General features: G+C 73.0%; 16 protein-coding genes, 1 pseudogene and 1 riboswitch. Of the genes and pseudogenes, 7 read left to right on the top strand and 10 right to left on the bottom strand.

The window, feature by feature from the left end; genetic code table 11:
• Positions 1–15: 15 nt before the first annotated feature.
• Positions 16–2,079, top strand: coding sequence for a galactose-binding domain-containing protein (locus AW27_RS29535; RefSeq protein ID WP_052031313.1), 2,064 nt, complete (start codon positions 16–18; stop codon positions 2,077–2,079).
• Positions 2,080–2,205: 126 nt separating this feature from the next.
• Complete coding sequence (locus AW27_RS29530) at positions 2,206–2,892, top strand: TetR/AcrR family transcriptional regulator (protein WP_078557065.1); 687 nt, start codon at positions 2,206–2,208, stop codon at positions 2,890–2,892.
• Between the two features lie 25 nt (positions 2,893–2,917).
• Here the strand turns inward: AW27_RS29530 and metE are convergent, their stop codons facing one another.
• Together metE and AW27_RS29520 are read right to left on the bottom strand one after the other, a co-directional pair.
• Positions 2,918–5,251 carry a 5-methyltetrahydropteroyltriglutamate--homocysteine S-methyltransferase gene (gene metE, locus AW27_RS29525; RefSeq protein ID WP_037928989.1) on the bottom strand — a complete coding sequence of 778 codons (2,334 nt, stop codon included), beginning with the start codon at positions 5,249–5,251 and terminating at the stop codon, positions 2,918–2,920.
• A 177-nt stretch (positions 5,252–5,428) separates the two neighbouring features.
• Positions 5,429–5,653: riboswitch (cobalamin riboswitch) on the bottom strand.
• A 146-nt stretch (positions 5,654–5,799) separates the two neighbouring features.
• Positions 5,800–7,455 carry an FAD-dependent oxidoreductase gene (locus AW27_RS29520; RefSeq protein WP_037928992.1) on the bottom strand — a complete coding sequence of 552 codons (1,656 nt, stop codon included), beginning with the start codon at positions 7,453–7,455 and terminating at the stop codon, positions 5,800–5,802.
• Positions 7,456–7,603: 148 nt separating this feature from the next.
• Between AW27_RS29520 and AW27_RS29515 the strand changes: the two genes are divergently transcribed.
• Both AW27_RS29515 and AW27_RS29510 read left to right on the top strand, forming a co-directional pair.
• Positions 7,604–8,788, top strand: coding sequence for a SchA/CurD-like domain-containing protein (locus AW27_RS29515; RefSeq protein ID WP_037928995.1), 1,185 nt, complete (start codon positions 7,604–7,606; stop codon positions 8,786–8,788).
• Between the two features lie 12 nt (positions 8,789–8,800).
• On the top strand, positions 8,801–9,055 hold the full coding sequence (locus AW27_RS29510) for an acyl carrier protein (protein WP_037928997.1): 255 nt from the start codon (positions 8,801–8,803) through the stop codon (positions 9,053–9,055).
• 103 nt (positions 9,056–9,158) lie between these two features.
• Here AW27_RS29510 and AW27_RS29505 read toward each other — a convergent pair whose 3' ends face one another.
• Both AW27_RS29505 and AW27_RS29500 read right to left on the bottom strand, forming a co-directional pair.
• A complete protein-coding gene (locus tag AW27_RS29505; RefSeq protein WP_037929004.1) occupies positions 9,159–10,247 on the bottom strand; it encodes a methyltransferase in 1,089 nt (362 codons plus the stop codon).
• A 35-nt stretch (positions 10,248–10,282) separates the two neighbouring features.
• Positions 10,283–11,374, bottom strand: a complete 1,092-nt coding sequence (locus AW27_RS29500) for a right-handed parallel beta-helix repeat-containing protein (RefSeq protein WP_370466615.1) — start codon at positions 11,372–11,374, stop codon at positions 10,283–10,285.
• A gap of 276 nt (positions 11,375–11,650) precedes the next feature.
• Between AW27_RS29500 and AW27_RS29495 the strand changes: the two genes are divergently transcribed.
• The 3 genes and pseudogenes from AW27_RS29495 to AW27_RS34470 all read left to right on the top strand — a co-directional run bounded on the left by AW27_RS29495 (position 11,651) and on the right by AW27_RS34470 (position 15,966).
• Positions 11,651–12,013 (top strand): hypothetical protein, encoded by a 363-nt coding sequence (locus AW27_RS29495; protein WP_037929010.1) that lies wholly within the window; start codon positions 11,651–11,653, stop codon positions 12,011–12,013.
• Between the two features lie 144 nt (positions 12,014–12,157).
• Positions 12,158–14,863: pseudogene (locus AW27_RS34475) on the top strand (nSTAND1 domain-containing NTPase).
• A 26-nt stretch (positions 14,864–14,889) separates the two neighbouring features.
• A complete protein-coding gene (locus AW27_RS34470; protein WP_370466713.1) occupies positions 14,890–15,966 on the top strand; it encodes a WD40 repeat domain-containing protein in 1,077 nt (358 codons plus the stop codon).
• Between the two features lie 44 nt (positions 15,967–16,010).
• Here AW27_RS34470 and AW27_RS29480 read toward each other — a convergent pair whose 3' ends face one another.
• The 6 genes from AW27_RS29480 to AW27_RS29455 form a co-directional block, all read right to left on the bottom strand.
• Positions 16,011–16,400, bottom strand: a complete 390-nt coding sequence (locus AW27_RS29480) for an avidin/streptavidin family protein (RefSeq protein WP_037929013.1) — start codon at positions 16,398–16,400, stop codon at positions 16,011–16,013.
• Positions 16,401–16,544: 144 nt separating this feature from the next.
• Positions 16,545–18,116 carry a hypothetical protein gene (locus AW27_RS29475; protein WP_037929015.1) on the bottom strand — a complete coding sequence of 524 codons (1,572 nt, stop codon included), beginning with the start codon at positions 18,114–18,116 and terminating at the stop codon, positions 16,545–16,547.
• Positions 18,117–18,279: 163 nt separating this feature from the next.
• Positions 18,280–18,954 carry an ABC transporter ATP-binding protein gene (locus AW27_RS29470; RefSeq protein ID WP_037929018.1) on the bottom strand — a complete coding sequence of 225 codons (675 nt, stop codon included), beginning with the start codon at positions 18,952–18,954 and terminating at the stop codon, positions 18,280–18,282.
• Positions 18,947–19,939, bottom strand: a complete 993-nt coding sequence (locus AW27_RS29465) for an ABC transporter ATP-binding protein (protein ID WP_370466613.1) — start codon at positions 19,937–19,939, stop codon at positions 18,947–18,949. The genes AW27_RS29470 and AW27_RS29465 overlap by 8 nt, the downstream gene beginning before the upstream one ends.
• The gene (locus AW27_RS29460; RefSeq protein WP_037929021.1) at positions 19,936–20,802 is read right to left on the bottom strand and encodes an ABC transporter permease; all 867 of its coding nucleotides are present in this window, start codon (positions 20,800–20,802) and stop codon (positions 19,936–19,938) included. Before AW27_RS29460 ends, AW27_RS29465 begins: the two co-directional genes overlap by 4 nt.
• Positions 20,795–21,760 (bottom strand): ABC transporter permease, encoded by a 966-nt coding sequence (locus tag AW27_RS29455; RefSeq protein ID WP_037929453.1) that lies wholly within the window; start codon positions 21,758–21,760, stop codon positions 20,795–20,797. The genes AW27_RS29460 and AW27_RS29455 overlap by 8 nt, the downstream gene beginning before the upstream one ends.
• Between the last annotated feature and the right edge of the window lie 34 nt (positions 21,761–21,794).

Genomic DNA, 21,794 nt, shown 5'->3' with positions numbered 1-21,794 from the left:
CCGAAGACGTGAGTGATGACCATTTCCCGAGACAAGCACCCCAGGCGCAGCCCGATCGCGGTCCTGTCATTGCTCCTCGCCGTGGTGGCGATGGTGCTCGGCCCCGTGCCCAGCTCCGCCGCAGACCCCGGCTGGTGGAATCCGGTGGCACGGCCCGCACCCGACTCCGAGATCAACGTCACCGGTGAACCCTTCAAGGGCACCGATTCCCAGGGACGGGTCCGCGGATTCGTCGACGCCCACGACCACCTGATGTCCAACGAGGGCTTCGGCGGACGCCTCATCTGCGGAAAGCCCTTCTCCGAGAGGGGCGTGGCCGACGCGCTCAAGGACTGCCCCGAGCACTACCCCGACGGCACCCTGGCGATCTTCGACTTCATCACCAAGGGTGGCGACGGCAAGCACGACCCGAACGGCTGGCCGACCTTCAAGGACTGGCCCGCCCACGACTCGCTCACCCACCAGCAGAACTACTACGCGTGGGTCGAACGCGCCTGGCGCGGCGGCCAGCGCGTGCTCGTCAACGACCTCGTCACCAACGGCGTGATCTGCTCGGTCTACTTCTTCAAGGACCGCGGCTGCGACGAGATGACCGCCATCCGGCTCGAAGCGCAGAAGACGTACGACATGCAGTCCTACATCGACACGATGTACGGCGGCCCCGGGAAGGGCTGGTTCCGGATCGTCACCGACTCCGCCCAGGCCCGTGAGGTCGTCAAGCAGGGCAAGCTGGCCGTCGTCCTCGGCGTCGAGACCTCCGAGCCGTTCGGCTGCAAGCAGATCCTGGACTTCGCGCAGTGCAGCAAGGAGGACATCGACCGGGGCCTCGACGAGCTGCACCGGCTGGGCGTGCGGAGCATGTTCCTCTGCCACAAGTTCGACAACGCCCTGTGCGGGGTCCGGTTCGACCAGGGCGCCCTCGGCACCGCGATCAACGTCGGCCAGTTCCTGTCGACGGGCACCTTCTGGAAGACGGAGAAGTGCACCGGCCCGCAGCACGACAACCCCATCGGGCTCGCGGCCGCTCCCGCGGCGCAGCAGGAGCTCCCCGCGGGCGTCTCCGTGCCCTCGTACGCGGCGGACGCGCAGTGCAACACGCGCGGTCTGACCGAGCTCGGCGAGTACGCGGTGCGCGGGATGATGAAACGCAAGATGATGCTCGAAATCGACCACATGAGCGTCAAGGCCGCCGGCCGGGCCTTCGACATCCTGGAGTCGGAGTCCTACCCGGGCGTCATCTCCTCGCACAGCTGGATGGACGACAACTGGACCGAGCGGCTCTACAAGCTCGGCGGCTTCGTCGCCCAGTACATGGGCGGGGCCGAGGGCTTCAGTGCCGAGGCCAAGGCCAAGAACGCCCTGCGCGACAAGTACGGCGTCGGCTACGGCTACGGCACCGACATGAACGGCGTCGGCGGCTGGCCCGGGCCGCGCGGGGCCGACACCCCGAACCCGGTCCGCTACCCGTTCCGCAGCGTCGACGGCGGCTCCGTCATCGACCGGCAGACCACCGGGCAGCGCACCTGGGACCTCAACACCGACGGTGCCTCGCACTACGGCCTGGTGCCGGACTGGATCGAGGACCTCCGGATCGTCGGCGGCCAGGACGTGGTCGACGACCTCTTCCGCGGCGCCGAGTCCTACCTCACCACGTGGGGTTCGTCCGAGAAGCACAAGGCCGGAGTGAACCTCGCCGCGGGCGCGTCCGCCACGGCCAGCTCGTCGGAGTGGAACCCGTTCACGAGCTACGCCCCCTCGCGGGCCGTCGACGGGAACACGAGCACCCGCTGGGCGAGCAACTGGAGCGACGACCAGTGGATCAAGATCGATCTCGGATCGGCCCACCTGGTCAAGCGCGTCACCCTCGACTGGGAGCGGGCGCACGGGCGGGCCTACCGCATCGAGCTGTCGAACGACGGCACCACCTGGCAGTCGGCGTGGTCCACCACCACCGGTGACGGCGGTCTGGACACGGCCCTGTTCACCGGCACCACGGCCCGCTACGTTCGCGTCCACGGGGTGCAGCGCGGCACGCAGTGGGGGTACTCGCTCTACGAGGTCGGGGTCTACAGCAGCTGACTCGTGCTCACGCCCCGCGTCCGGGGCCGGCCGGATCCGCCGATCCGGCCGGCCCCGGACGCCTTTGCCCGACCGCACGGCACCGCACACCGCACCGCACCGCACGGAACGAAGGGAACGACGCCCATGGCACGGATGCCGTCGGCCGAGCGACGCCGCCAGCTGACCGAGGCGGCGATCCGCGTGATGGCCCGCGACGGCGTCGCCAGGGCGACGACGCGGTCGATCTGCGCCGAGGCCGGTGTGTCCCTGAGCGTCTTCCACTACTGCTTCGACTCCAAGCAGGCCCTGCTGGAATCGGTCATCGTCGCGATCACCGAGCACGGCATCACGGTGGCGCGGGAGGCCATCCGGCCGCGGGCCACCCTGCGCGAGACCATCCGGGCCGGCTTCCAGGCGTACTGGGACCACGTGGCCGCCAACCCGGGCGAGCACATGCTCACCTACGAGCTCACGCAGTACGCCCTGCGCCGACCCGGGTTCGAGCACCTGGCACGGCGCCAGTACGAGCTGTACTCCGACACCTACACCGAGCTCATCGAGCAGCTCCGCCTCCTGATGCCCTTCGAGCTCCGCGTGCCGGTGCACGTGCTGGCCCGGTACCTGGCCGCCATGACGGACGGTCTGACCCTCAACCACCTCGTCCTCGGCGACGCCGCGGTCTCGGCGGCCATCCTCGACATGATCACCGACCATGTCGCGGGGCTCACCGGGACCGCCGCCGGGCGGGCAGACCGGGACGGAGGCGGGGACCGGGACGGAGGCGGGGACCGGCCGCACGCGGAGTACGCCGTTCCCCCTCTCTCCGCCTGACGGGCCGGGCGACCCGCCCGACCCGTCAGGAACCGGCTGCGATCACCTCGCCGCGGACCCTGCGGGCCGCCTCGACCAGGTTCTCCAGGGAGGCCCGGGTCTCGGCCCAGGCCCGGGTCTTGAGACCGCAGTCGGGATTGACCCACAGCCGTTCGGCCGGGATGGCACCGAGACCCTCGCGCAGCAGCGCCGAGGCCTCGTCGGTGGACGGGATCCGCGGCGAGTGGATGTCCCAGACGCCCGGACCGACCTCGCGCGGGTAGCCGGCGCCGGACAGCTCACCGGCGACCTGCATGTGGGACCGGGCGGCCTCCAGGCTGATGACGTCGGCGTCGAGGTCCCCGATGGCCCCGAGGATGTCGCCGAACTCGGCGTAGCACATGTGCGTGTGGATCTGGGTGTCCGGCCGGACGCCCGCCGTGGTGAGCCGGAAGGACTCGGTGGCCCAGGCGAGGTAGGCCGCGCGGTCGGCGCCGCGCAGCGGCAGCGTCTCCCGCAGCGCGGGCTCGTCCACCTGGATCACGGAGGTCCCGGCGGCCTCCAGGTCGTTGACCTCGTCGCGCAGGGCCAGCGCAACCTGCCGGGCGGTGTCCGCGAGCGGCTGGTCGTCACGGACGAAGGACCAGGCGAGCATGGTGACGGGCCCGGTGAGCATGCCCTTGACCGGCTTCGCCGTCTGCGACTGCGCGTACGCCGTCCAGCGGACGGTCATCGGGTCGGGGCGGGAGACGTCCCCGGCCAGGACGGGCGGGCGGACGTAGCGGGTGCCGTAGGACTGGACCCAGCCGTGTCGCGGGGCGAGGTAGCCGGTCAGCTGCTCGGCGAAATACTGGACCATGTCGCCCCGTTCGGGCTCTCCGTGCACCAGCACGTCGATGCCCGCCTTCTCCTGGAAGTCCAGGACCTCCCGGATCTCCGCCCTGATGCGCTCCTCGTAGCCGGCGGTGTCGATGCGGCCGGCCCGCAGATCGGCGCGGGCGTTGCGCAGTTCGGCGGTCTGGGGGAACGATCCGATGGTGGTCGTGGGCAGCAGCGGCAGCCCGAGGCGGGCGCGCTGGGCGGCGGCCCGCTCCTCGTAGGGCTGGGAGCGGCGGCCGTCGGCTTCGGTGACGTCCGCGGTGCGGGCGCGGACGGCGGGGTCCCGGGTGACGGACGAGTGAGTCCGGGAGGCCAGGTCGGCCCGGTTCGCGGCGAGTTCGGCCGCGATGGCGTCCGTGCCGCGGGCGAGTCCGCGGGCGAGCGTGGCGATCTCGGCGGTCTTCTGCCGGGCGAAGGCGAGCCAGCGCCTGACCTGCGGGTCGATGTCCCGTTCGGCGGAGGCATCCAGCGGGACGTGGAGCAGCGAGCAGGAGGCGGCCACGTCGACGCTGCCGGCGAGGCCGAGGAGGGTGCCGAGCGTGCCGAGGGACTTCTCGAAGTCGTTGATCCAGACGTTGCGGCCGTTGACGACACCCGCGACCAGGCGCTTGCCGGGCAGGCCGCCGACGGCGGCGAGGTCGTCGAGGTTGGCGGCGGCCGCGCCGGTGAAGTCCAGCGCGAGCCCGTCCACCGGGGCCTTGGCCAGCACTTCCAGGGCCGCGCCGAGCCGGTCGAAGTACGAGGCCACGAGCAGCCTGGGCCGGTCGGACGCGGCGCCGAGCACGCGGTAGGCGCGGGCGGCGGCGCTCAGTTCGGCGGGGGTGCGGTCCTGCACGAGGGCGGGCTCGTCCAACTGGACCCACTCGGCACCGGCCGCACGCAGGTCCGCGAGGACGCGTGCGTACACGGGGAGCAGACGGTCGAGCAGGGCGAGGGGGTCGAAACCGGCCGCCACACCGGGGGCGGGCTTGGCCAGCAGCAGGTAGGTCACGGGCCCGACCAGCACCGGGCGGGCGGTGTGGCCGAGTGCGCGTGCCTCCTCGAACTCGGCCACCTGTCGGGAGGAGTCGGCGGTGAAGACGGTGTCCGGGCCCAGTTCCGGCACCAGGTAGTGGTAGTTGGTGTCGAACCACTTGGTCATCTCCAGCGGCGCCACGTCCTGGGTGCCGCGCGCCATGGCGAAGTAGCCGTCCAGGGCGTCCGCTTCGACGGCGGCGCGGTGGCGTGCGGGAACGGCGCCGACCATGAGACTGGCGTCCAGCACGTGGTCGTAGTACGAGAAGTCGCCGGTGGGCACCTCGGTGATACCGGCGTCGGTCAGCTGCTGCCAGTTGGTCCGGCGCAGTTCTCGGGCCGCGCCCCGGAGGGCTTCGGCACCGACCCGGCCGCTCCAGTAGCCCTCGACTGCCTTCTTCAGTTCCCGGTTCCGGCCCTGGCGCGGGTAGCCGTACACGGTGGCGGCACCGGTCCGGACGGCGGGGGCGGGGGTCTTGCTGGTCACGGAACTCTCCTTCGCGAGCTGTCTCCTGTGGACCCGGTGCGGGTCGGGAGCGCGAAGGGATGACGGACAGGAGGGACCTCGACCGGTTTGCGGTGCGCGTACGTACGCGCCCGCGGTCGCCCGCCTGATGTTTCGCCGACCCGCCCACGAGGTCACCGGGATCTCCGCGCACGACGGGTCGCGCGCGGGCAACGGGCAGGTCTTCGGACTCGCGGGCGCGCCTGCCGGTCTCCCGGCGGACACCTACTGGCCGTCGCTTCCCAGGACCTGTCGCGGTCCCAGTGCGTATGACGGCGGTCGTTCCCGCTCACCGCTGCGGGGCAGTCCCGGATTCCCACCGGGTTCCCTCTTACGACGCATCCCGTCTGGCGGACGGGGCGAACCAGCTGCCCGGCCAGACTAGATGCCGTTGCCGGGCGGCGGGCAGAGTTGTCCGGTATTCGGATGCCCGGATGAGACGCCGTGTGGGCCGTCGCCGTACTCGACGGGCGCCGCCCCGCGGACTTCCGTGGGGCGGCGCCCTGCTGCGTCCGCGGGCGGGCCGGAGGTCAGCGGCGGTCCAGCACGGTGGTGAGGACCTTGTGGAGGACGGATTCCGGGTCCGCCACCGCCTCCACCGAGCGCCAGGCCACGAAGCCGTCCGGGCGCACCAGGACCGCCCCGGCCGGGGTGGCGCCGTGCGCCTCGGCCCAGTCGGCGCCGTCCTCCGCAACCAGGTCGGCCTCCGGGCCGGTGCCGATCCCGTAGGCGTCGAGCCGGACGCTCATCCGCTTGGCGACCGATTCGGCCGCGCCGTTCCACGGGGTGCCCTCGGAGCTGAGCAGGACGAAGGACCGCTCGTAGAGGTCGACGGTGGACCTGCGCGTCCCCGCCACCCGGTCGCGCAGCCACAGGTGCGGGGCGCGCGAGCCCGGGTCCCCGCACAGCCGCATGCGGTCCGGCACGACCGGCAGGTCCGGGTCGGCTCCCACCACCGCGCCGTGGGGGTAGCGGTATCCCATGGCCACGGACAGGACCCCGTTCTGCCGGCCGCCGCGCGCGGGCGCCTCGGGGACGGACTCGGGGTCCGGTTCGTAGCCCGGGTGGCTGTGCTCGGCCGAGCGGGCCGAGGCCCGCTCGCTCGTCGCCCGCGCCACCGGGAGCCGCTCGGCCTCGTACGTCTCCAGCAGCCCGGGGCCCGCGGCTCCGTCCAGCACCGCTGAGAGCTTCCAGGCGAGGTTGTGCGCGTCCTGGATGCCCGTGTTGGAGCCGAAGGCACCGGTGGGCGACATCTCGTGGGCGGAGTCGCCGGCGAGGAAGACCCGGCCGGCCGCGTACCGCTGGGCGACGCGCTCGGCGGCGTGCCAGGGCGCCTTCCCGGTGATCTCGACGTCCAGGTCGGGCGCGCCGACGGCACGCCGGATGTGCTCGACGCAGCGCTCGTCGGTGAAGTCCTCCAGCGTCTCGCCCCGGTCGGGATGCCAGGGGGCGTGGAAGACCCACCGCTCGCGGTTGTCGACGGGCAGCAACGCCCCGTCGGCGTCGGGCCTGGTCAGATAGCAGACGATGAAACGCCGGTCGCCGACCACGTCCGCGAGCATCCGGGACCGGAAGGTGATGCTGACGTTGTGGAACAGGTCGCCGGAGCCGCTCCGGCCGATGCGGAGCTGTTCGCGCACGGGGCTGCGGGGCCCGTCGGCGGCGACGAGGTAGTCGGCGCGCACCGTGCTCTCCTCGCCCGTCTCGCGGTTCTTGACGATCGCGGTGACCCCGCTCCCGTCCTGTTCGAAGGAGAGCAGCTCGGTGGAGAACCGCAGGTCCGCTCCGAGCCTTGGCGTCACCGACATCAGAACCGGCTCGATGTCGTTCTGGCTGCACAGGCACCAGGTCGACGGGCTGAACCGCGCCAGTGCGCCACCCGGGTCGATCTGCTCGAACAACCACTCCTGGTCGTCACCAGTGAGCGAGCCGCCCTGCAGGATGCCGTGGTTGTCGGCCAGCACCGAGGCGGCCCCGCGGATCCGGTCCTCGACCCCGGCGACCCGGAACAGCTCCATCGTGCGGACGTTGATACCGCGTCCACGCGGGTGGAGCGAGGTTCCCGCATGCTTCTCGACCAGCATGTGCGTGATCCCATGACGGCCGAGGAACAGCGAGGTGCACAGGCCCACCAGCGAGCCGCCCACGATGAGGACCGGGACGCGGTGGTCGACGTTTTCCTTCATGTGCTCTTCCATGCCCTCTACGAAGGGGGTTCGCTCGCTCGTTCACCCGCTTGGTTCTCTCCTCTCGCGCCGACGGGGCCACCGGACCACGATCGGTTCGGGTGGCGCCGTCCCGTGGCGACCGTGTGGTCTCGAAGGAGTGTGAACGATGACAGCCTTGTCGGAACGGATATCCCAGTCCGCCTTCGACGACTCGCGACTTCGGGTCGTGCTGCTGCTCGATCTGTACGACGGCGCGCAGAACCAGTTCCTGGAGGTCTACGAGAACCTCCACAAGCAGGTCTCCTGCGTTCCCGGGCACATCCGGGACGAGCTGTGCCAGTCGATCGAGAATCCGTCACAGTGGCTGATCACCAGTGAATGGGAGAGCGCACCGCGGTTCTTGGCCTGGGTCAACAGCGAGGAGCACGTCGCCTCGGTCCAGCCGTTGCACGGCTGCGTGCGGGACACCCGCTCGCTGAGGTTCAACGTGCTGCGGGAGACCGACCGGGACCCCGGTCCGTCCGGCGTGGCCTTCTCCCCCGGCGCGTCCGCCGGCCACGGCTTCGCCCCGGCTTCCGTGGACGGCCCGGACCGCTCCGGAGACCGTCTCCGGGTCTCCCCGAGGCGCGGCGACGGTGTGGTGCGCCACGCCCTGACCTTCACGGTCAAGCCGGGCAGCGAGGCCGTCGTGGCGGAGCTGCTCAGCGGGTACGCGTCCCCACAGGCGCAGGTCGACGAGCACACCCGGCTGCGGCGCACCTCGCTCTTCATGCACGGCAACCGCGTCGTGCGGGCCGTCGAGGTCGAGGGCGACCTGCTCGCGGCGCTGCGCCACGTGGCCCTGCAGCCCGCGGTCAGGGCGTTGGAGGAGGCCATCAATCCCTACCTGGAGCAGGACCGGGATCTCAGCGACCCCGGTTCGGCCCGGACCTTCTTCACCCGTGCGGCGCTCCCCGCGGTGCACCACGTGGCGGCGGGCGGCGGCGAGAGCCCGGACCTCGCACGGCACGCGCTGTTCCATCCCGCCAAGAAGGGGTGCGGCATGGAACTCGCCCGGCTGCTCGCCGCGCAGGACGAGGCCGCCGTGGACGACGCGGCGAGCCCCATCGAGGCGAGCACCGTATTCCAGCGCGACGACGTCGTCGTCCGCCTTCTCGACCTGCGCGGGCCGCACGACGCCCGGCCGGCCCTGACGCTCGGCGTCGAGGGCGGCCACAAGGCGGCGGTCCTCGCGCGCCTGCTGGACAGCGCCAAGGACGGCGTCCCCACCACCCACCAGGAGATCTCACGCTTCCTGGAGCGCTCTGAGATGCGCCTGATCACCGACCGGCGTTCGCCGGACCGAGCCTGAGGAGAGGCCGTCATGACCGACCGACTGACCGTGGAAGAACTGGCCGCGCTGATGAAGAAGGGTGCGGGGATCGCCGTCGACCCCGCCGCAATGGCGACCCGGCCCGACGCGCAGTTCGACGAGTGGGGGCTCGACTCCCTCGGGCTGCTCGGCATCGTCGGCGAGCTGGAGAACCGGCACGGCCGGGCGCTGCCCGCCGGTGCGGACCAGTGCAAGTCGCCGCGCGAGTTCCTCGACCTCGTCAACAGCGCGCTGGCCGGAACCTGACGCGTACGGGCGGACAGGCGCCGCCGTCCGGTACGCAGGACGACGCCCCGGGGCCGGCCCACCGCCGGTCCCGGGGCGTCGTGACGCGTACCGGACGGGAGGATCACCCGGGCACGGTGCACTCGAAGGCGTGCAGGTACGCGTTGACGGGTCGGATGTCCCCGAGCACCAGTCCGGCGTCGGCCAGGCGGGTGCGCAGGCTCTCCTTGGTGTGCTTGGCACCGCCGACGTTGAGCAGCAGCATCAGGTCCATGGCTGTGGTGAACCGCATGGACGGCGTGTCGTCGACCAGGTTCTCGATGGCGACGACCCTGGCTCCGGGGCGGGCCGCGGCGAGGACGTTGCGCAGGCATCTGCGGGTGCTCTCGTCGTCCCATTCGAGGATGTTCTTGATGATGTAGAGGTCGGCCTCGACGGGGACGGCCTCGCGGCAGTCGCCGGGGACGATGCCCGTCCGGTCGGCCAGGGGGCCGCCGTCCAGGAGTCGGGGATCGGCCTTGGCGACCACCCCGGGCAGGTCGAGCAGGTGCCCCCGTACGGTGGGGTGCTTCTCGAGCAGGCTGGCCAGCACGTGGCCCTGGCCGCCGCCGATGTCCGCGACCACCGAGACGCCGGTCAGGTCGAGGAGGTCCGCGACATCCAGCGCGGACTGCACGCTGGAGGTGGTCATGGCGCGGTTGAAGACGTGCGCCGACTCGTGGGCGTCCTCGTGCAGGTAGTCGAAGAAGCCCTTGCCGAACAGGTCGTGGAAGATGCTCGCGCCGTCACCGGTGCTCACCGCGTCGTCCAGTCGCGGCCAGGCCTGCCAGGTCCACGGCTCCGTGCACCACAGGGAGATGTGCCGGAGGCTGTGCGGGTCGTCCTCGCGCAGCAGCCGCGACATCTCGGTGTGGACGAAGCTCCCGTCCTCGGTCTCGGCGAAGATGCCGTGGCAGGACAGGGCGCGGAGCAGCCGTTGCAGGGGCTTCGGCTCCGCGTGCACGGCGGCCGCGAGGTCGGCGGGGGTGGCGGGCGACTCCCCGAGGGCGTCGGCGACCCGGAGGCGGGCCGCGGCCCGTACGGCGGCGGCGACGGCCGCTCCGAAGGCGAGCTCGCGCAGGCGCATGGCGGGCGGGGGCGTGTGCGGGGGGCCTGCGTTCGGGGCGGGGACGGGAGCCGGCGTGGGGGCGGGGGTGGAACTCAGCGTGGTCATACGGCCTCCATTCTCCTGATGAGGGGGAACACGGGTCAGCACATGCCGGTGGGCACGGAGGTGTCGCACCGGTTGTTGAGGAACCGGTTGCCCGAACCGGCTCCCTGGTTGGCCAGGTCGGCCGGCCGGTTGTCCCGCACCACGTTGTCCTCGATGACGTTGTCGGTGTTCGTCGCGCCCACGAAGCTCTTGAACAGCAGGATTCCGCCCGACAGCGGGGAGGATCCGACGTTCCCGCGGATGGAGTTCGAACGTACGATCGTCTCTTCGGCCCCTGTGAGGACGACCCCGACGCCCTGGATGTCGGGGAGGCGGCTGTTGCCCTTGCAGAACTTGTTGTTCTCGTGGATGCGGTTGCCGCGGATGGTCAGGTCTCCGACGCCGGGCTCTCCCTCGTCGCCGACGACGAACACGCCGCCGCAGTTGCCGGCGATCCTGTTGCCGCTGACGGTGAGGTTCCGCACCCGCCTGACGGTGACACCGATCCGGTTGCCGGTCAGCCTGTTACCCCTGACCACGGCTCCCAGGGTGTCGGTGGCGCCGCCCTCGCGCGCGACCGTGTTGGCGAGGAAGATGCCCGACTCGGCGTTGTCGCGGGCGATGTTGTCGCGGAAGAAGCCCCGGGTGGAGCGTTCCTGGGCGATCCCCCAGGTGCTGTTGTTCTCGGAGATCACGCGTTCGACGCTCAGCCGGTCGGTGTAGGAGGCCCAGATGCCGTTCCGCTTGAAGCCCGAGACGGTGAGCGCGCGGATCTCGACCCCGGTGACGGGCCGCCCCTCGGTCCCCATGACGCAGATGCCGGTGTCGGCCTGGGAGCAGGCGAGGGTGGCCCGTCCGTTCGCCTCGGGCCGGGCGGGCAGGGTCTTCGCGACAGGCGGCTTGATCACCGTCTGCTCTCCCCAGCCGCGCAGCGTCAGCCTCTTCGTGATCAGCACGTTCTCGTGGTAGGTGCCGGGCATCACGGTGATGATGTCGCCCGGCCGCGCGGAGTCCACCGCGTCCTGGATCGAGTCGCCCGGGTGCACGCGGTGTCCGGCCGCTGATGCGGGTGGCGCGAGCACGCCGAAACCAGCGGCCATGACGACGGCGGTACACATGAGGGTCTTGAGTTGTCGGTTCGTCACCATGCAGAAGTTATGGGCGATTGCGACATATCGCCACACTGGGTGAGCGTATCGATGGATGCCGCGGGCAAACGGCCGCATTTTGACGTCCTGAGGGTGGATCGTCGTACCGGCAGCGATCCCGCATCCGCGCCGTTGCCCTCTCATCGGCGACGGCGCAGGTCACGACGGGTTTCCCGGTCACCGTCCGGACGGGCAACGGGCAACCCGTCGACCCCGGCGCCCCCGCGGGGCAAGTCTGGAGCCGTCAGCACCAGGCACGAACCGCAAGGGGAAACCATGCGCAAGCTGTTCCGCGGCGCCGCCGCTCTCGCCACCTCCGTCGTCGCCGTGGTCGCGCTCAGCGCCTCGGTGGAGGCCAAGCCGGCCGACACCTGGGCAGGATGTCCGGACGGGGCGGTCTGCATCTACCCTCAGAACCAGAACCCGGCCGTCAAGCCGACGCACGTCTTCTACCGCTACGGGGCACACAATCTCAGCAACCAGTTCGGGAACCACTGGGTGCTCAACAATCAGTACGGCGGTGCGACCGCAAACCTCTGCACCGGCTACAACGGCGCGGGCTGCGGCAACCCCATCGCCGCCAAGACCGGTGTGTACGCCGACCTCACGCCGATCAACTCGGTCCGCCTGAACCCGTAGCACCCCCGCGTGAAGGCCTGGAGCCGCCGCGCGCGACGGCTCCGGGCCTTCCTGTTCTCGTCGTACCGGCCGGAGGATCCAGTTCTCCGGCCGCCCCCGGCGGTAGCCTGGGCAGCGCCACCTCGCTGCCTGGGCGCACACGCCATGGGGGATGTTTTGGGGGATCCGGACCGCCGGCGGAAGACCGACCGCGTGCGGGAGTCCGACGACTCCGCACGGCCCTTCCCCGCCCAGCTGAGACGTCTGCGCGTGCAACGCGGGCTGTCCCTGGCGGACCTCGCGCGCGAGACGCACTACAGCAAGGGCTACCTCAGCAAGATCGAGACCGGCGCGAAGCGCGTCACCGTCGACGTCGCACGGCGCTGCGACGACGTGCTGGGGGCAGGGGGTGAACTGCTGCGGATGGCACGGGAGACGGAGGCCCCGGAGGGCGATGCCGCCGACGCCGTCGTGGCCCGGCCGCGACCGGAGGACGAGTGTCCCTACCGCGGCCTGCCGGCCTACACCGCGCGGGAGGCCCGGTGGTTCTTCGGCCGGGAGCGGGCCACCGCCGAGCTGGTCGAACGGGTCTTCGGGCGGATTGGCGCGGGCCCCGTGGTGCTCGTCGCCCCCTCGGGCGCCGGCAAGTCCTCGCTGCTGAACGCCGGCCTGGTACCGGCCCTGCGGAGCGGCGGCTTCCCGATGCCGGGCACCGACAGCTGGCCGGTGGTCGGGTTCACCCCCACCACACACCGCTGGAGGAGTTGCTCGGCCGCGCCGGCACGGTGCTGGGCACCGATCTCGACATCACCGCACAGGAGTTGCGGGAGCGTCCGCACGCCCTGCTCGAAGCGGTCCACCGGCTGTCGGCGTCGCGCCCGGCCGCCTCCCCGGACCTGCGGCCGCCGCCGCTGCGCCCGGTGCTGCTGGTCGACCAGTTCGAGGAGCTGTTCACCCTCTGCACCGACGAGGACGAGCGGCGTGCGTTCGTACGGGTGCTGTGCGCGCTCGCCGTCCCGGGTCCGTCGCGCACGCCGCACCCCCCGGCCGTCGTGGTGCTCGGAGTACGGGCCGACTTCTCCGGCAACTGCCTGGAGCTGCCGGAGCTGGCCCCGATCTTCACCGGCGGGCTGTTCGTCCTGCAGCCGATGTCGCCCGAGGAGCTGCGCGAGTCGATCACCCGCCCGGCCCGGCTCGCGGGCCTCGCCCTCGAACCGGGACTGGTTCCCCTGCTGCTGCGGGACGTGGGACTGCGCGACGACATGCCGGGCGGGACGACGCCCTCGGGTGCACTGCCCCTGGTCTCCCACGCCCTGATGGCCACCTGGCGCCACCGCGAGGGCACCACGTTGACCGTCGCCGGGTACGAGCGCACCGGCGGCATCCAGGGGGCGGTCGCCCGCACCGCCGAGGAGGTGTTCGCCCGGCTCCACCCCGCCGAGCAGACCACGCTCCGGCGCAGCCTGGTGCGGTTGGTGCACGTCGCCGAGGGCACGGGCGCGACGCGGCGCCGGCTGAGCCGGACCGCCCTCATGGCGCAGGCGGCGGACGCGGACCCCGCCGCTGCCGCGCTCGACACCTTCGTCCGGGCCCGGCTGGTCACCATGGACAGTGACACCGTGGAGATCACCCACGAGGCCCTGCTGCACGCCTGGCCGCGGCTGCGCGGCTGGATCGACGCCGATCGGGCGGGGCTCCTGATCCACCAGCAACTGGCACACGCCGCGGCCGAGTGGGAGCGCGAGGGCCGCGATCCGTCGGCGCTCCACCGGGGTACCCGGCTGGACACCGCCCTCTCCTGGGCGGACGAGCTCGACGGCCGGAGCCGCCTCGCCCCCCGGGAGGCGGCCTTCCTCCGGGAGAGCCAGAAGGCCCAGGAGGTCCGGGAGCGGCAGGCAGCCCGCCAGGCGCGGCTGCGCCAGCGGATGCTGGCCACCCTGGTCGTGCTCCTGGTCCTGGCCGTGGGCGCGGGCGGGCTGGCGTACCAGCAGCGTACGAGGGCACTCGGCGAGGAGCGGATCGCCCGCTCACGGGCGCTCGCGCTGCAGTCGGCGGCGCTGGCCGCCGGCCAGCCGGAGGCTTCGATGCTGCTCGCCGGGGACGCGTACCGGACCGCGCGAACGAGCGAGGCTCGCGGTGCGCTGCTGAGCACGCAATCGCAGCCGTTCGTCGCCCGGCTGGGAGGACACGGCGGGCCGGTCAACACGGTCGCCTTCGGACCGGACGACGGCATGCTGGCGACGGGCAGTTCCGATGGGACGGTGACCCTGCGGCGGGTGTCCGACCGGCACACGACCGCAACCTTCAGGCTTCCCGGACGGGTGCGCTCGGTCGCCCTGAGCCCCGACGGCCGGACCCTCGCGGCGGCCTCCACGGACGGGCCCGTGCGACTGTGGGACACCGCCGACGGCCGCCCGGCGGCGGTGCTCCCGACGAGCACGACCGGCACGCGGGCCGTGGCCTTCGCACCGGACGGGCGGAGCGTGGCGACCGGCTGCCCGGACGGGACGGTCCGGTTGTGGGAGACCAGCGGGGAGTACCGCGCCGTCGCGTCCCTGGCCGGGCATGCCGGGCGGGTCAACGCCCTGTCCTTCGCCGCGGACGGCCGGGCGCTCGTGTCGGCGGGCGCCGACCGGAGCGTGCGGCTGTGGGACGTGGCCGAGGCACGTCCGCTCGCGGTGCTGTCCGGGCACACCGACGAGGTACTGGGGGCGGCGTTCGCCCCGGACGGCCATACGGTCGCCACGGGGGGCGTGGACCGTACCGTGCGGCTGTGGGACGTGGCCGGACGCCGGACGAGGGCCGTGCTGACCGGCCACAGCGATGACGTCAACGGTGTCGCCTTCACCCCGGACGGGACGACGGTGGTGAGCGCGGGCGGCGACGGCGCCACCCGGATGTGGGACGTGGCCGGCGGCCGGCTGACGGCCACGCTCGCCGGGCACACCGACTACGTGCTCGGGGTGGCCGTCGACAGCCGGGGGGCGGTGCTGGCCACCGCCGGGTTCGACCAGTCGGTGGTGCTGTGGGACCTGCGGGGCGCGATGCTGGCCTCGCGGCCGTTCACGGAGGTCTGGCACGCCGCGTACAGCCCGGACGGAACGCTGCTCGCCACGGCGGAGGCGGATCACACGGTCCGGCTGTGGGACGTGGCGGGGCGCCGGGTGGCGGCCGCCTTCGAGGGGCACAGTGAGACGGTCTTCGCGGTGGACTTCGCGCCCGACGGACGGACGCTGGCCTCGGCCGGCTCCGACGGCACGGTCCGGCTGTGGGACGTCGCCGCGGGGACCCCTTCGGCGGTCCTGGCCGGCCAGGGCGGGACCGTGTTCGCGGTGGACTTCGCACCGGACGGGCGGACGCTGGCCTCGGCCGGCTCCGACGGCACGGTCCGGCTGTGGGACGTCGCCTCGCGCCGCCCTCTCGCGACGCTCAGCGGGCACACCGACTTCGCCAACGACGTGGCGTTCAGTCCCGACGGGCGCACTCTGGCGAGCGCCGGCGACGATCTGACGGTTCGCCTGTGGGACGTGGCCGGACGGCGCCCGCTGGCCACCCTCACCGGTCATACCGGGGCGGTTCGGGGCGTTGCCTTCAGTCCCGACGGGCGCACCCTCGCCTCCAGCGGCAACGACGGGACCGTACGGCTCTGGGACGCGGGCAGCCACCGACCGGAGGCCACCCTCGCCGGTCACACCGGGTCGGCGCGGGGCATCGCCTTCTCCCCCGACGGCCGCACGCTCGCGAGCAGCGGCAACGACCGCACGGTGCGGCTGTGGGACGTGTCCGGCCGGCGCGCGTTGGCGGCGCTTTCCGGACACACGAGCGCGGTGTGGGGGGTCGTCTTCGCCCCCGACGGGCGGACGGTGGCGAGCAGCAGCACGGACGGCACCGTACGGCTGTGGGACCTCGACGTGGGGGCGCGCCTGGCGGCGGTCGACCGGGTGCGCACCGGGGTGACCCGCCCGCCGCGGTAGTCCTCTCGCTGCGGATGGATCGCACGCTCGACCGCCGGGTCGACTCACTCCCCCGTCGGAGGCCGGTGGATTGGCAGGTGTGACGCCCAGCCGGCGCGCCGTGTCGAACTCTTCGGCGGAGGGCCCGGCACGGGTGAGCTCGTTGCAGCCGAGGAAATCCGCTCCTGTCTGCCGCCGACGTACTGACCGCTCCACGTGGCGACGGAGTGGGCATCGCGGTGGGCGTTGCGGTAGGCGACCGTCCATCCGACGGCGGCCCCGGTCCCGTCGGCGGGCACGCTGTCGTAGCGGCCGGTCATGGCGTACCGCTTCTCGGCGTTGCCGACCGCCGACTCGTAGGTGCCGACGTACCCGCCGTTCGCGGCCTCGACGGACACCGTTCCCCGGGTGTCGGCGGCGGCGCGCGCGGATACGGTGGCGAGGGTCAGGGACACGGCGCACCGTGCGACTGAGGCTTGGCGCATACGCGTCGCGAGACGATTCCCCCTGTGCGGGCCGGCAGGGCCCGCCCGTAGCCCGTGACGGCGGAAGGCCACGGGCTCGTCCGGGGAAGAGCGTAGGGCGGTGACCGCCGGCGGTCAGCGGTCGCGGACGGCGACGATGCCGTTGAAGACCCCGATGTACGCGGTGCCGTCGGGGCCGAGCGTGATGGGCGCCCAGTTGTTGTCGTAGAGGGGGCCGGTGCCGGTCAGTTGCCGCCAGCGCCGCTCGCCGGTGCGGAAGTCCACGGCCGTGAGGTACCAGCCGTCGATCCCCCAGTCGTTGGGCTCCTTCTCGTAGAAGTAGAGCAGCCCGTTCGCGGTGGAGAGCTTCGGTACCACCGACGGCGCGCGCACGGCGCTCTCCCACACCGTGTCGCAGCCGCTGCCGTCGGCGCGGACGTCGATGCGGGTCGCCCCGCCCAGGACGGACCTGCCCAACAGCAGGCCGGCGGGGTTCTCGTAGCCGTAGTTGTTCTCGACGACGATGCTGTTGCCCCAGGTGATCAGGGAGTTGTCGGTGGTCGAGGAGCCGGAGCCGAAGACGGGCACCTTGCAGACCAGCCGCCGGTCCGCGGCGACATCGGTGCCCCGCCGGTAGACCAGGACGTTCATCCGGTCGTCGGCGTTGTCGGTGATGGCGACGTAGCCGTCGCCGAAGAGGTCCGGCGTGGTGCCCGAACCCTGGTTGACGGAACCGGGCTTGGTACCGGTCCCCCGGTCGTAGGTTTGACGCCACTGCACCTCGGGGGTGCCGTCGGCGGCGGCCCGGAAGCCGTAGAGCGCGTGGTCGGAGACGATGGAGACGCCGTCCTCGGCCACCGAGAAGGAGTTCTGGATCTCCTCGCCCTCCAGCCGCACGGAGCGGATCTGCGAGGTCGCCGGATCCACGGTGCCGACCCGGCCCTGGCGGGTCACCCACCAGATCCGGCCGTCCCAGTCGGGCATCACCGAGGTGACGGGGTCGCAGGTGCCGTTGGGCCGCAGGTTGGTCCAGGCGACGCAGTCGTGCGGGACGTGGCCGGTGAGGTCCCAGTCGTCGACGACGCTGAACTTCCAGCCTCCGTCGGCGTTCTGGGAGTGGGCGAGGCGCAGGACGTGCTGCCGCGAGTCGGCCAGGACGGCTCGGTCCCGGTCGTCCAGGTAGAAGTAGGCGCCGCCCGAGGTGTCCTTCAAGATCTTCGAGAAGTCGAGCGAGGTGATCGCCTCGACGGTGGAGGAGCGCTGCGGGAGCCGGTACTCCGCGAGCGTGGCGAGCGTACCCGGGTGCAGGAGCTTGACTTTGAAGCCCGAGAAGGTGCCGCAGACCGTGACGAGTCGACCGCCCGAGTCGAAGGTGGCGGTGGCGCACTCGCCTCCCAGGACCGCGATCTGCTGGCTGGTCACCTGAGGGTTCTCGCCGAGCGGACCGGACCAGGGTGAGGTGGCACTCCCGGCCGCGTCGGAGTGCATGCCGCTGCGGCCGTTCGGCGCGAGGTACGGGTGCTGCGGAGGCCCCTCGCCCGGCAGCGGGGCGGCGGTGGCGGGGCTGCCCTCGTAACGGGCGATCAGCCGGTGGCCGGGCGCCTTGGGTATCTCCCCGCCGGCCCCGGCCCCGGAGCCGCTGTGGAGCAGCACCGCGAAGGCGGCCAGGACGGGCACCGCGGCGCAGCTCAGCGGTCTTCGGAACATCCGCGACTCCTCCGTGTCGGAGCGGGCCTGTTGACATCGCGTCTGGCGTCGCACCGTCGGCCGACGCTAGAGCGCGGTGCCCGAGGAGTCCATGCATGCGCCGCATGATTCACGGCGGCGCAGCCGGCCCCGCAGCGGGCGGCCGGGACGCAGGCCGCAGTGCTCACGCGGCGGGGGGTCGGTCCTTGACGATCTCGTTCCAGTGGGCCGTGCGTTCGCACCAGCACTCCAGCAGCACCGGGTCGTGGCCCACCGCGAGCAGTCCGGCCCCCGTCTCGTCCCGGTAGTCCTCCACGACGGCGACCAGCGCGGCCGTGGTGGAGGCGTCCAGCATCGCGGTCATCTCGTCGCAGACCAGCCAGCGCGGCCGCAGCACCAGGGCCCGGGCAAGACAGGCTCGTTGCAGCTGGCCGTCGCTGACCTCGTGGGGCCGGCGGGCGAGCAGGTCCGCGCCGAGTCCCACGCGCTGCGCCAGCTCGGCCACCCGCGTGCCCGCTTCGCCGCGCCGGCCGGTCGCGCGGAGGGGCTCCGCGACGAGGTCGCGCAGCCGCAGGCGGGGGTCGGCGGCGAGGCGCGGTTGCTGGAAGACGACACCGACCGCGGTGCGCAGGGCGCGCGGGGCCCGGTGGGAGAAGCCGGTCACGGCGTGGCCGTCGAGGGTGACGGTCCCCTCGTCCGGCCGGTGCAGCAGGGCGGCGACCCGGGCCAGGGTGGACTTGCCGCAGCCGCTCGGCCCGAGCAGGCCGAGGGACTCTCCCGGGCACAGGCTCAGGTCCGCGCCGCGGAAGGCGGGGGCACGGCGGTCGTAGCCCGCGGTGATGCCCTTGAGCTCAAGCATGGTGGCAGGCCACCCCTTCGGTGAGCGCGGGACGGCGGGTCCGGCACGGCAGGTCGGCGGCCGGGCAGCGGGCGGCGAAGGCGCAGCCGGGTGGGAGCGCGCCGAGCTCGGGCGGCGCGCCGGGCACCGGGATGAAGGCGCGTTCGGGCAGGGCGTCCAGGAGTCCCCGGGAGTACGGGTGCCGGGGCCCGCGGCGGCCGAAGAAGGACCCGGCCGGGGCGATCTCGACGAGTCGGCCCGCGTACATGACCGCGACGGTGTCGGCGATCCGCTCGGCCGCGACCAGGTCGTGCGTGATCACCAACAGCGCCCGGCCGTCGGCCCGGGTGTGGGCGCGGAGCTCGTCGACGGTGCGCCGGGCCAGGTCGCGGTCGAGGCCGGTGGTCGGCTCGTCGGCCAGGAGCAGCGGGGCGCCGCCCACGAGGGCGAGGGCAGTGGCCGCGCGCTGGGCGAGACCGCCGGAGAGCTCGTGGGGATGGCGGTCGAGGTGGGAGGCGGGGAAGGCGGCACGCCCGGCGGCCGCCTCCGCCGCCGCGCGCAGGGCGGGCGGCCGGGTTCCGGTCAGTTCCCGGACCGTTTCCTCCAGCTGGGAGCGGACGGTGCGGACCGGGGTGAGGTGCGCGGCGGGGCTCTGCGGGACCAGGCCGATGCGCCGGCCGCGCACGGACCGGGCGAGGGTGCGCTCGTCGGCGGCGAGCAGGTCGAGGCCGTCGGCGAGCCGGGCCGATCCGGCGGTCTCCGCGTTGCCCGGGAGCAGTCCGAGGAGCGCGGAGGCGAGCACGGACTTGCCGCAGCCGCTCTCCCCGACGAGGGCGAGGCTCTCGCCAGGGGCCAGGGCGAAGGTGGCGCCGGTGACGGCCTCCACGTGGCGGCCGGCGGGCATGCGGAAGCGGACGGAGAGGCCCTCGACGCGCAGGACGGGCCCGCCCCCGGTGGTCCGGGGCTCTTCGCCTGCGGCGGGGGCGGCGGCGGGCGAGGGGGTCACAGGGTCAGCTCCGAGCGGCGGCGCGGGTTCAGGCGGTCGCGCCAGGCGCCCGCGAGGCCGGCGATGGCCAGGGTCGGGATGATCAGGAGGAGGCCGGGGAAGAGGGTGGGCCACCAGTGCCCGGCGAGCAGCGAGCCGCGCGCGGTCTGCACCAGACTGCCCAAGCTCGCCTGGTGGGCCGGGAGTCCCAGTCCCAGGAAGGACAGGGCGGACTCGTGCCACATCGCGTGCGGGATCATCAACACGGCGGCGAGGCCCGCCTGCGGCAGGATGCCGGGCACCAGGTGCCGGACGGCGACCCGCCACCGTGAGGCGCCGCCGGAGACGGCCGCGTCCACGTACGGCCGGCGGCGCAGCGACAGGACCTCCGCGCGGACGATCCGGGCCGTCGAGAGCCAGTGGGTGATCGCGACCGAGGCCACGACGGGCCAGAGCCCCGGCCGGAACACCGCCACGACGAAGACGCCCAGGAGCAGGTGCGGGACGGAGGAGAGGGTGTCCACCACCCGCATCGCCACCCGGTCGGCCCAGCCGCCGAGCGCACCGGCGGCCGCGCCCACCGCCGTGCCGATCACGGTGGCGACCAGTGCGGCCACCAGGCCGACGAGCAGGGAGACGCGCAGTCCGTAGACGCACCGCAGCAGCAGGTCGCGTCCGAGGTCGTCGGTGCCGAAGGGATGGGCCCACGAGGGGGGTTGCAGCTTCGCCGCCAGGTCGACCGCCTGCTGGTCCAGCTGCGCAAGCGGGGGAACGAGCAGCACGGCCGCGACGACCACCGCCATGACGGTCACGGCGGCGCGTACCCGCAGGGTGCGCGTGGAGCACCGGGCGCGGCCCGGGGAGCGCCAGACCGGCTCAGCCATCGAAGCCCACCCTCGGGTCGACCAGCCCGTACAGCAGGTCGGACAGCAGATTGCCGGCGAGTACGGCCGCGCTGGCCAGCACCGTCAGTGCCGCCAGCAGCGGAAAGTCGACCGAGGTGGCCGCCTGCACGGTCGCCGCGGCGATGCCCGGGAAGCTGAAGACCGTCTCCACCAGCAGGGCGCCGGTGATGAGTTCGGGCACCCGGGAGCCGATCAGCGTGAGCGTCGGCAGCATGCCGGAGCGCAGGGCGTGGCCGAGCAGGACCCTGCGCTCGGCCAACCCCCGCGCCCGGGCGCCGCGCACCGGGTCCTCCCCGAGGGCGTCGGCCACGCCCTGGCGGACGTAGAGGAAGAACCAGGGCAGTTGGGAGGCGCTCAGTACCAGTGCGGGCAGCACGAGGTGGGAGGCGACCTGCGCGAAGGTGACGGTGTCGCTGCCGGCGTCGGTGAGGCCGCCCGGGGGCAGCGCACCGAGCCGTACCGAGAAGAACCAGAGGGCGAGCAGGGCCAGCCAGAAGGCGGGGGCGGCTTCCAGGGTGTAGGCGAGCGCGGACACGGTGCGGTCCAGCGCGCCACCTGTCCGGCGGGCGGCCAGCACGCCGAGCACGGTGCCGGTCAGGACGGCGATCGCGAACGCGCAGGCGGCGAGCAGCACCGACCAGCCGAGCCGCTCCGCGATCACGTCGGATACGGGCTGGCGCATGACGGCGGAGGTGCCGAGGTCGCCGGTGAGCGCCGAGGCCAGCCAGTCCCACCAGCGTGCGGCCAGGGGGCGGTCGACGCCGAGGTTGATCCGCAGCTGGTCGAGTTCGGCCTGCGAGGCGGTGAGTCCGGCGGTGCCGGCGTAGGCCTTGACGGGGTCGAAGGGGGACAGCGCGGCGATGGCGAAGACACCGAAGGTGACGGCGAGCAGGACGGGGGCGGCGGCCAGGGTCCGCCGCCCCGCCATGCGCGCCATCGGCCCCCAGGGGAGGCGGACGGAGCGGGGGGTC

This window comes from Streptomyces sp. PCS3-D2 (assembly GCF_000612545.2).
Lineage (GTDB): Bacteria > Actinomycetota > Actinomycetes > Streptomycetales > Streptomycetaceae > Streptomyces.
Note: the sequence above shows the minus strand (reverse complement) of the source record. Positions and strands in the feature narration are given on the sequence as shown.

What these genes read in the sequence shown, in the direction of transcription:
- AW27_RS29535 (WP_052031313.1), top strand. Translation starts at nt 16, where the DNA reads ATGACCATTTCCCGAGACAAGCACCCCAGGCGCAGCCCGATCGCGGTC.
- AW27_RS29530 (WP_078557065.1), top strand. Translation starts at nt 2,206, where the DNA reads ATGGCACGGATGCCGTCGGCCGAGCGACGCCGCCAGCTGACCGAGGCG.
- AW27_RS29520 (WP_037928992.1), bottom strand. Translation starts at nt 7,455, where the DNA reads ATGAAGGAAAACGTCGACCACCGCGTCCCGGTCCTCATCGTGGGCGGC.
- AW27_RS29515 (WP_037928995.1), top strand. Translation starts at nt 7,604, where the DNA reads ATGACAGCCTTGTCGGAACGGATATCCCAGTCCGCCTTCGACGACTCG.
- AW27_RS29510 (WP_037928997.1), top strand. Translation starts at nt 8,801, where the DNA reads ATGACCGACCGACTGACCGTGGAAGAACTGGCCGCGCTGATGAAGAAG.
- AW27_RS29505 (WP_037929004.1), bottom strand. Translation starts at nt 10,247, where the DNA reads ATGACCACGCTGAGTTCCACCCCCGCCCCCACGCCGGCTCCCGTCCCC.
- AW27_RS29500 (WP_370466615.1), bottom strand. Translation starts at nt 11,374, where the DNA reads ATGGTGACGAACCGACAACTCAAGACCCTCATGTGTACCGCCGTCGTC.
- AW27_RS29495 (WP_037929010.1), top strand. Translation starts at nt 11,651, where the DNA reads ATGCGCAAGCTGTTCCGCGGCGCCGCCGCTCTCGCCACCTCCGTCGTC.
- AW27_RS34470 (WP_370466713.1), top strand. Translation starts at nt 14,890, where the DNA reads ATGTGGGACGTGGCCGGCGGCCGGCTGACGGCCACGCTCGCCGGGCAC.
- AW27_RS29475 (WP_037929015.1), bottom strand. Translation starts at nt 18,116, where the DNA reads ATGTTCCGAAGACCGCTGAGCTGCGCCGCGGTGCCCGTCCTGGCCGCC.
- AW27_RS29470 (WP_037929018.1), bottom strand. Translation starts at nt 18,954, where the DNA reads ATGCTTGAGCTCAAGGGCATCACCGCGGGCTACGACCGCCGTGCCCCC.
- AW27_RS29460 (WP_037929021.1), bottom strand. Translation starts at nt 20,802, where the DNA reads ATGGCTGAGCCGGTCTGGCGCTCCCCGGGCCGCGCCCGGTGCTCCACG.
- AW27_RS29455 (WP_037929453.1), bottom strand. Translation starts at nt 21,760, where the DNA reads ATGGCGCGCATGGCGGGGCGGCGGACCCTGGCCGCCGCCCCCGTCCTG.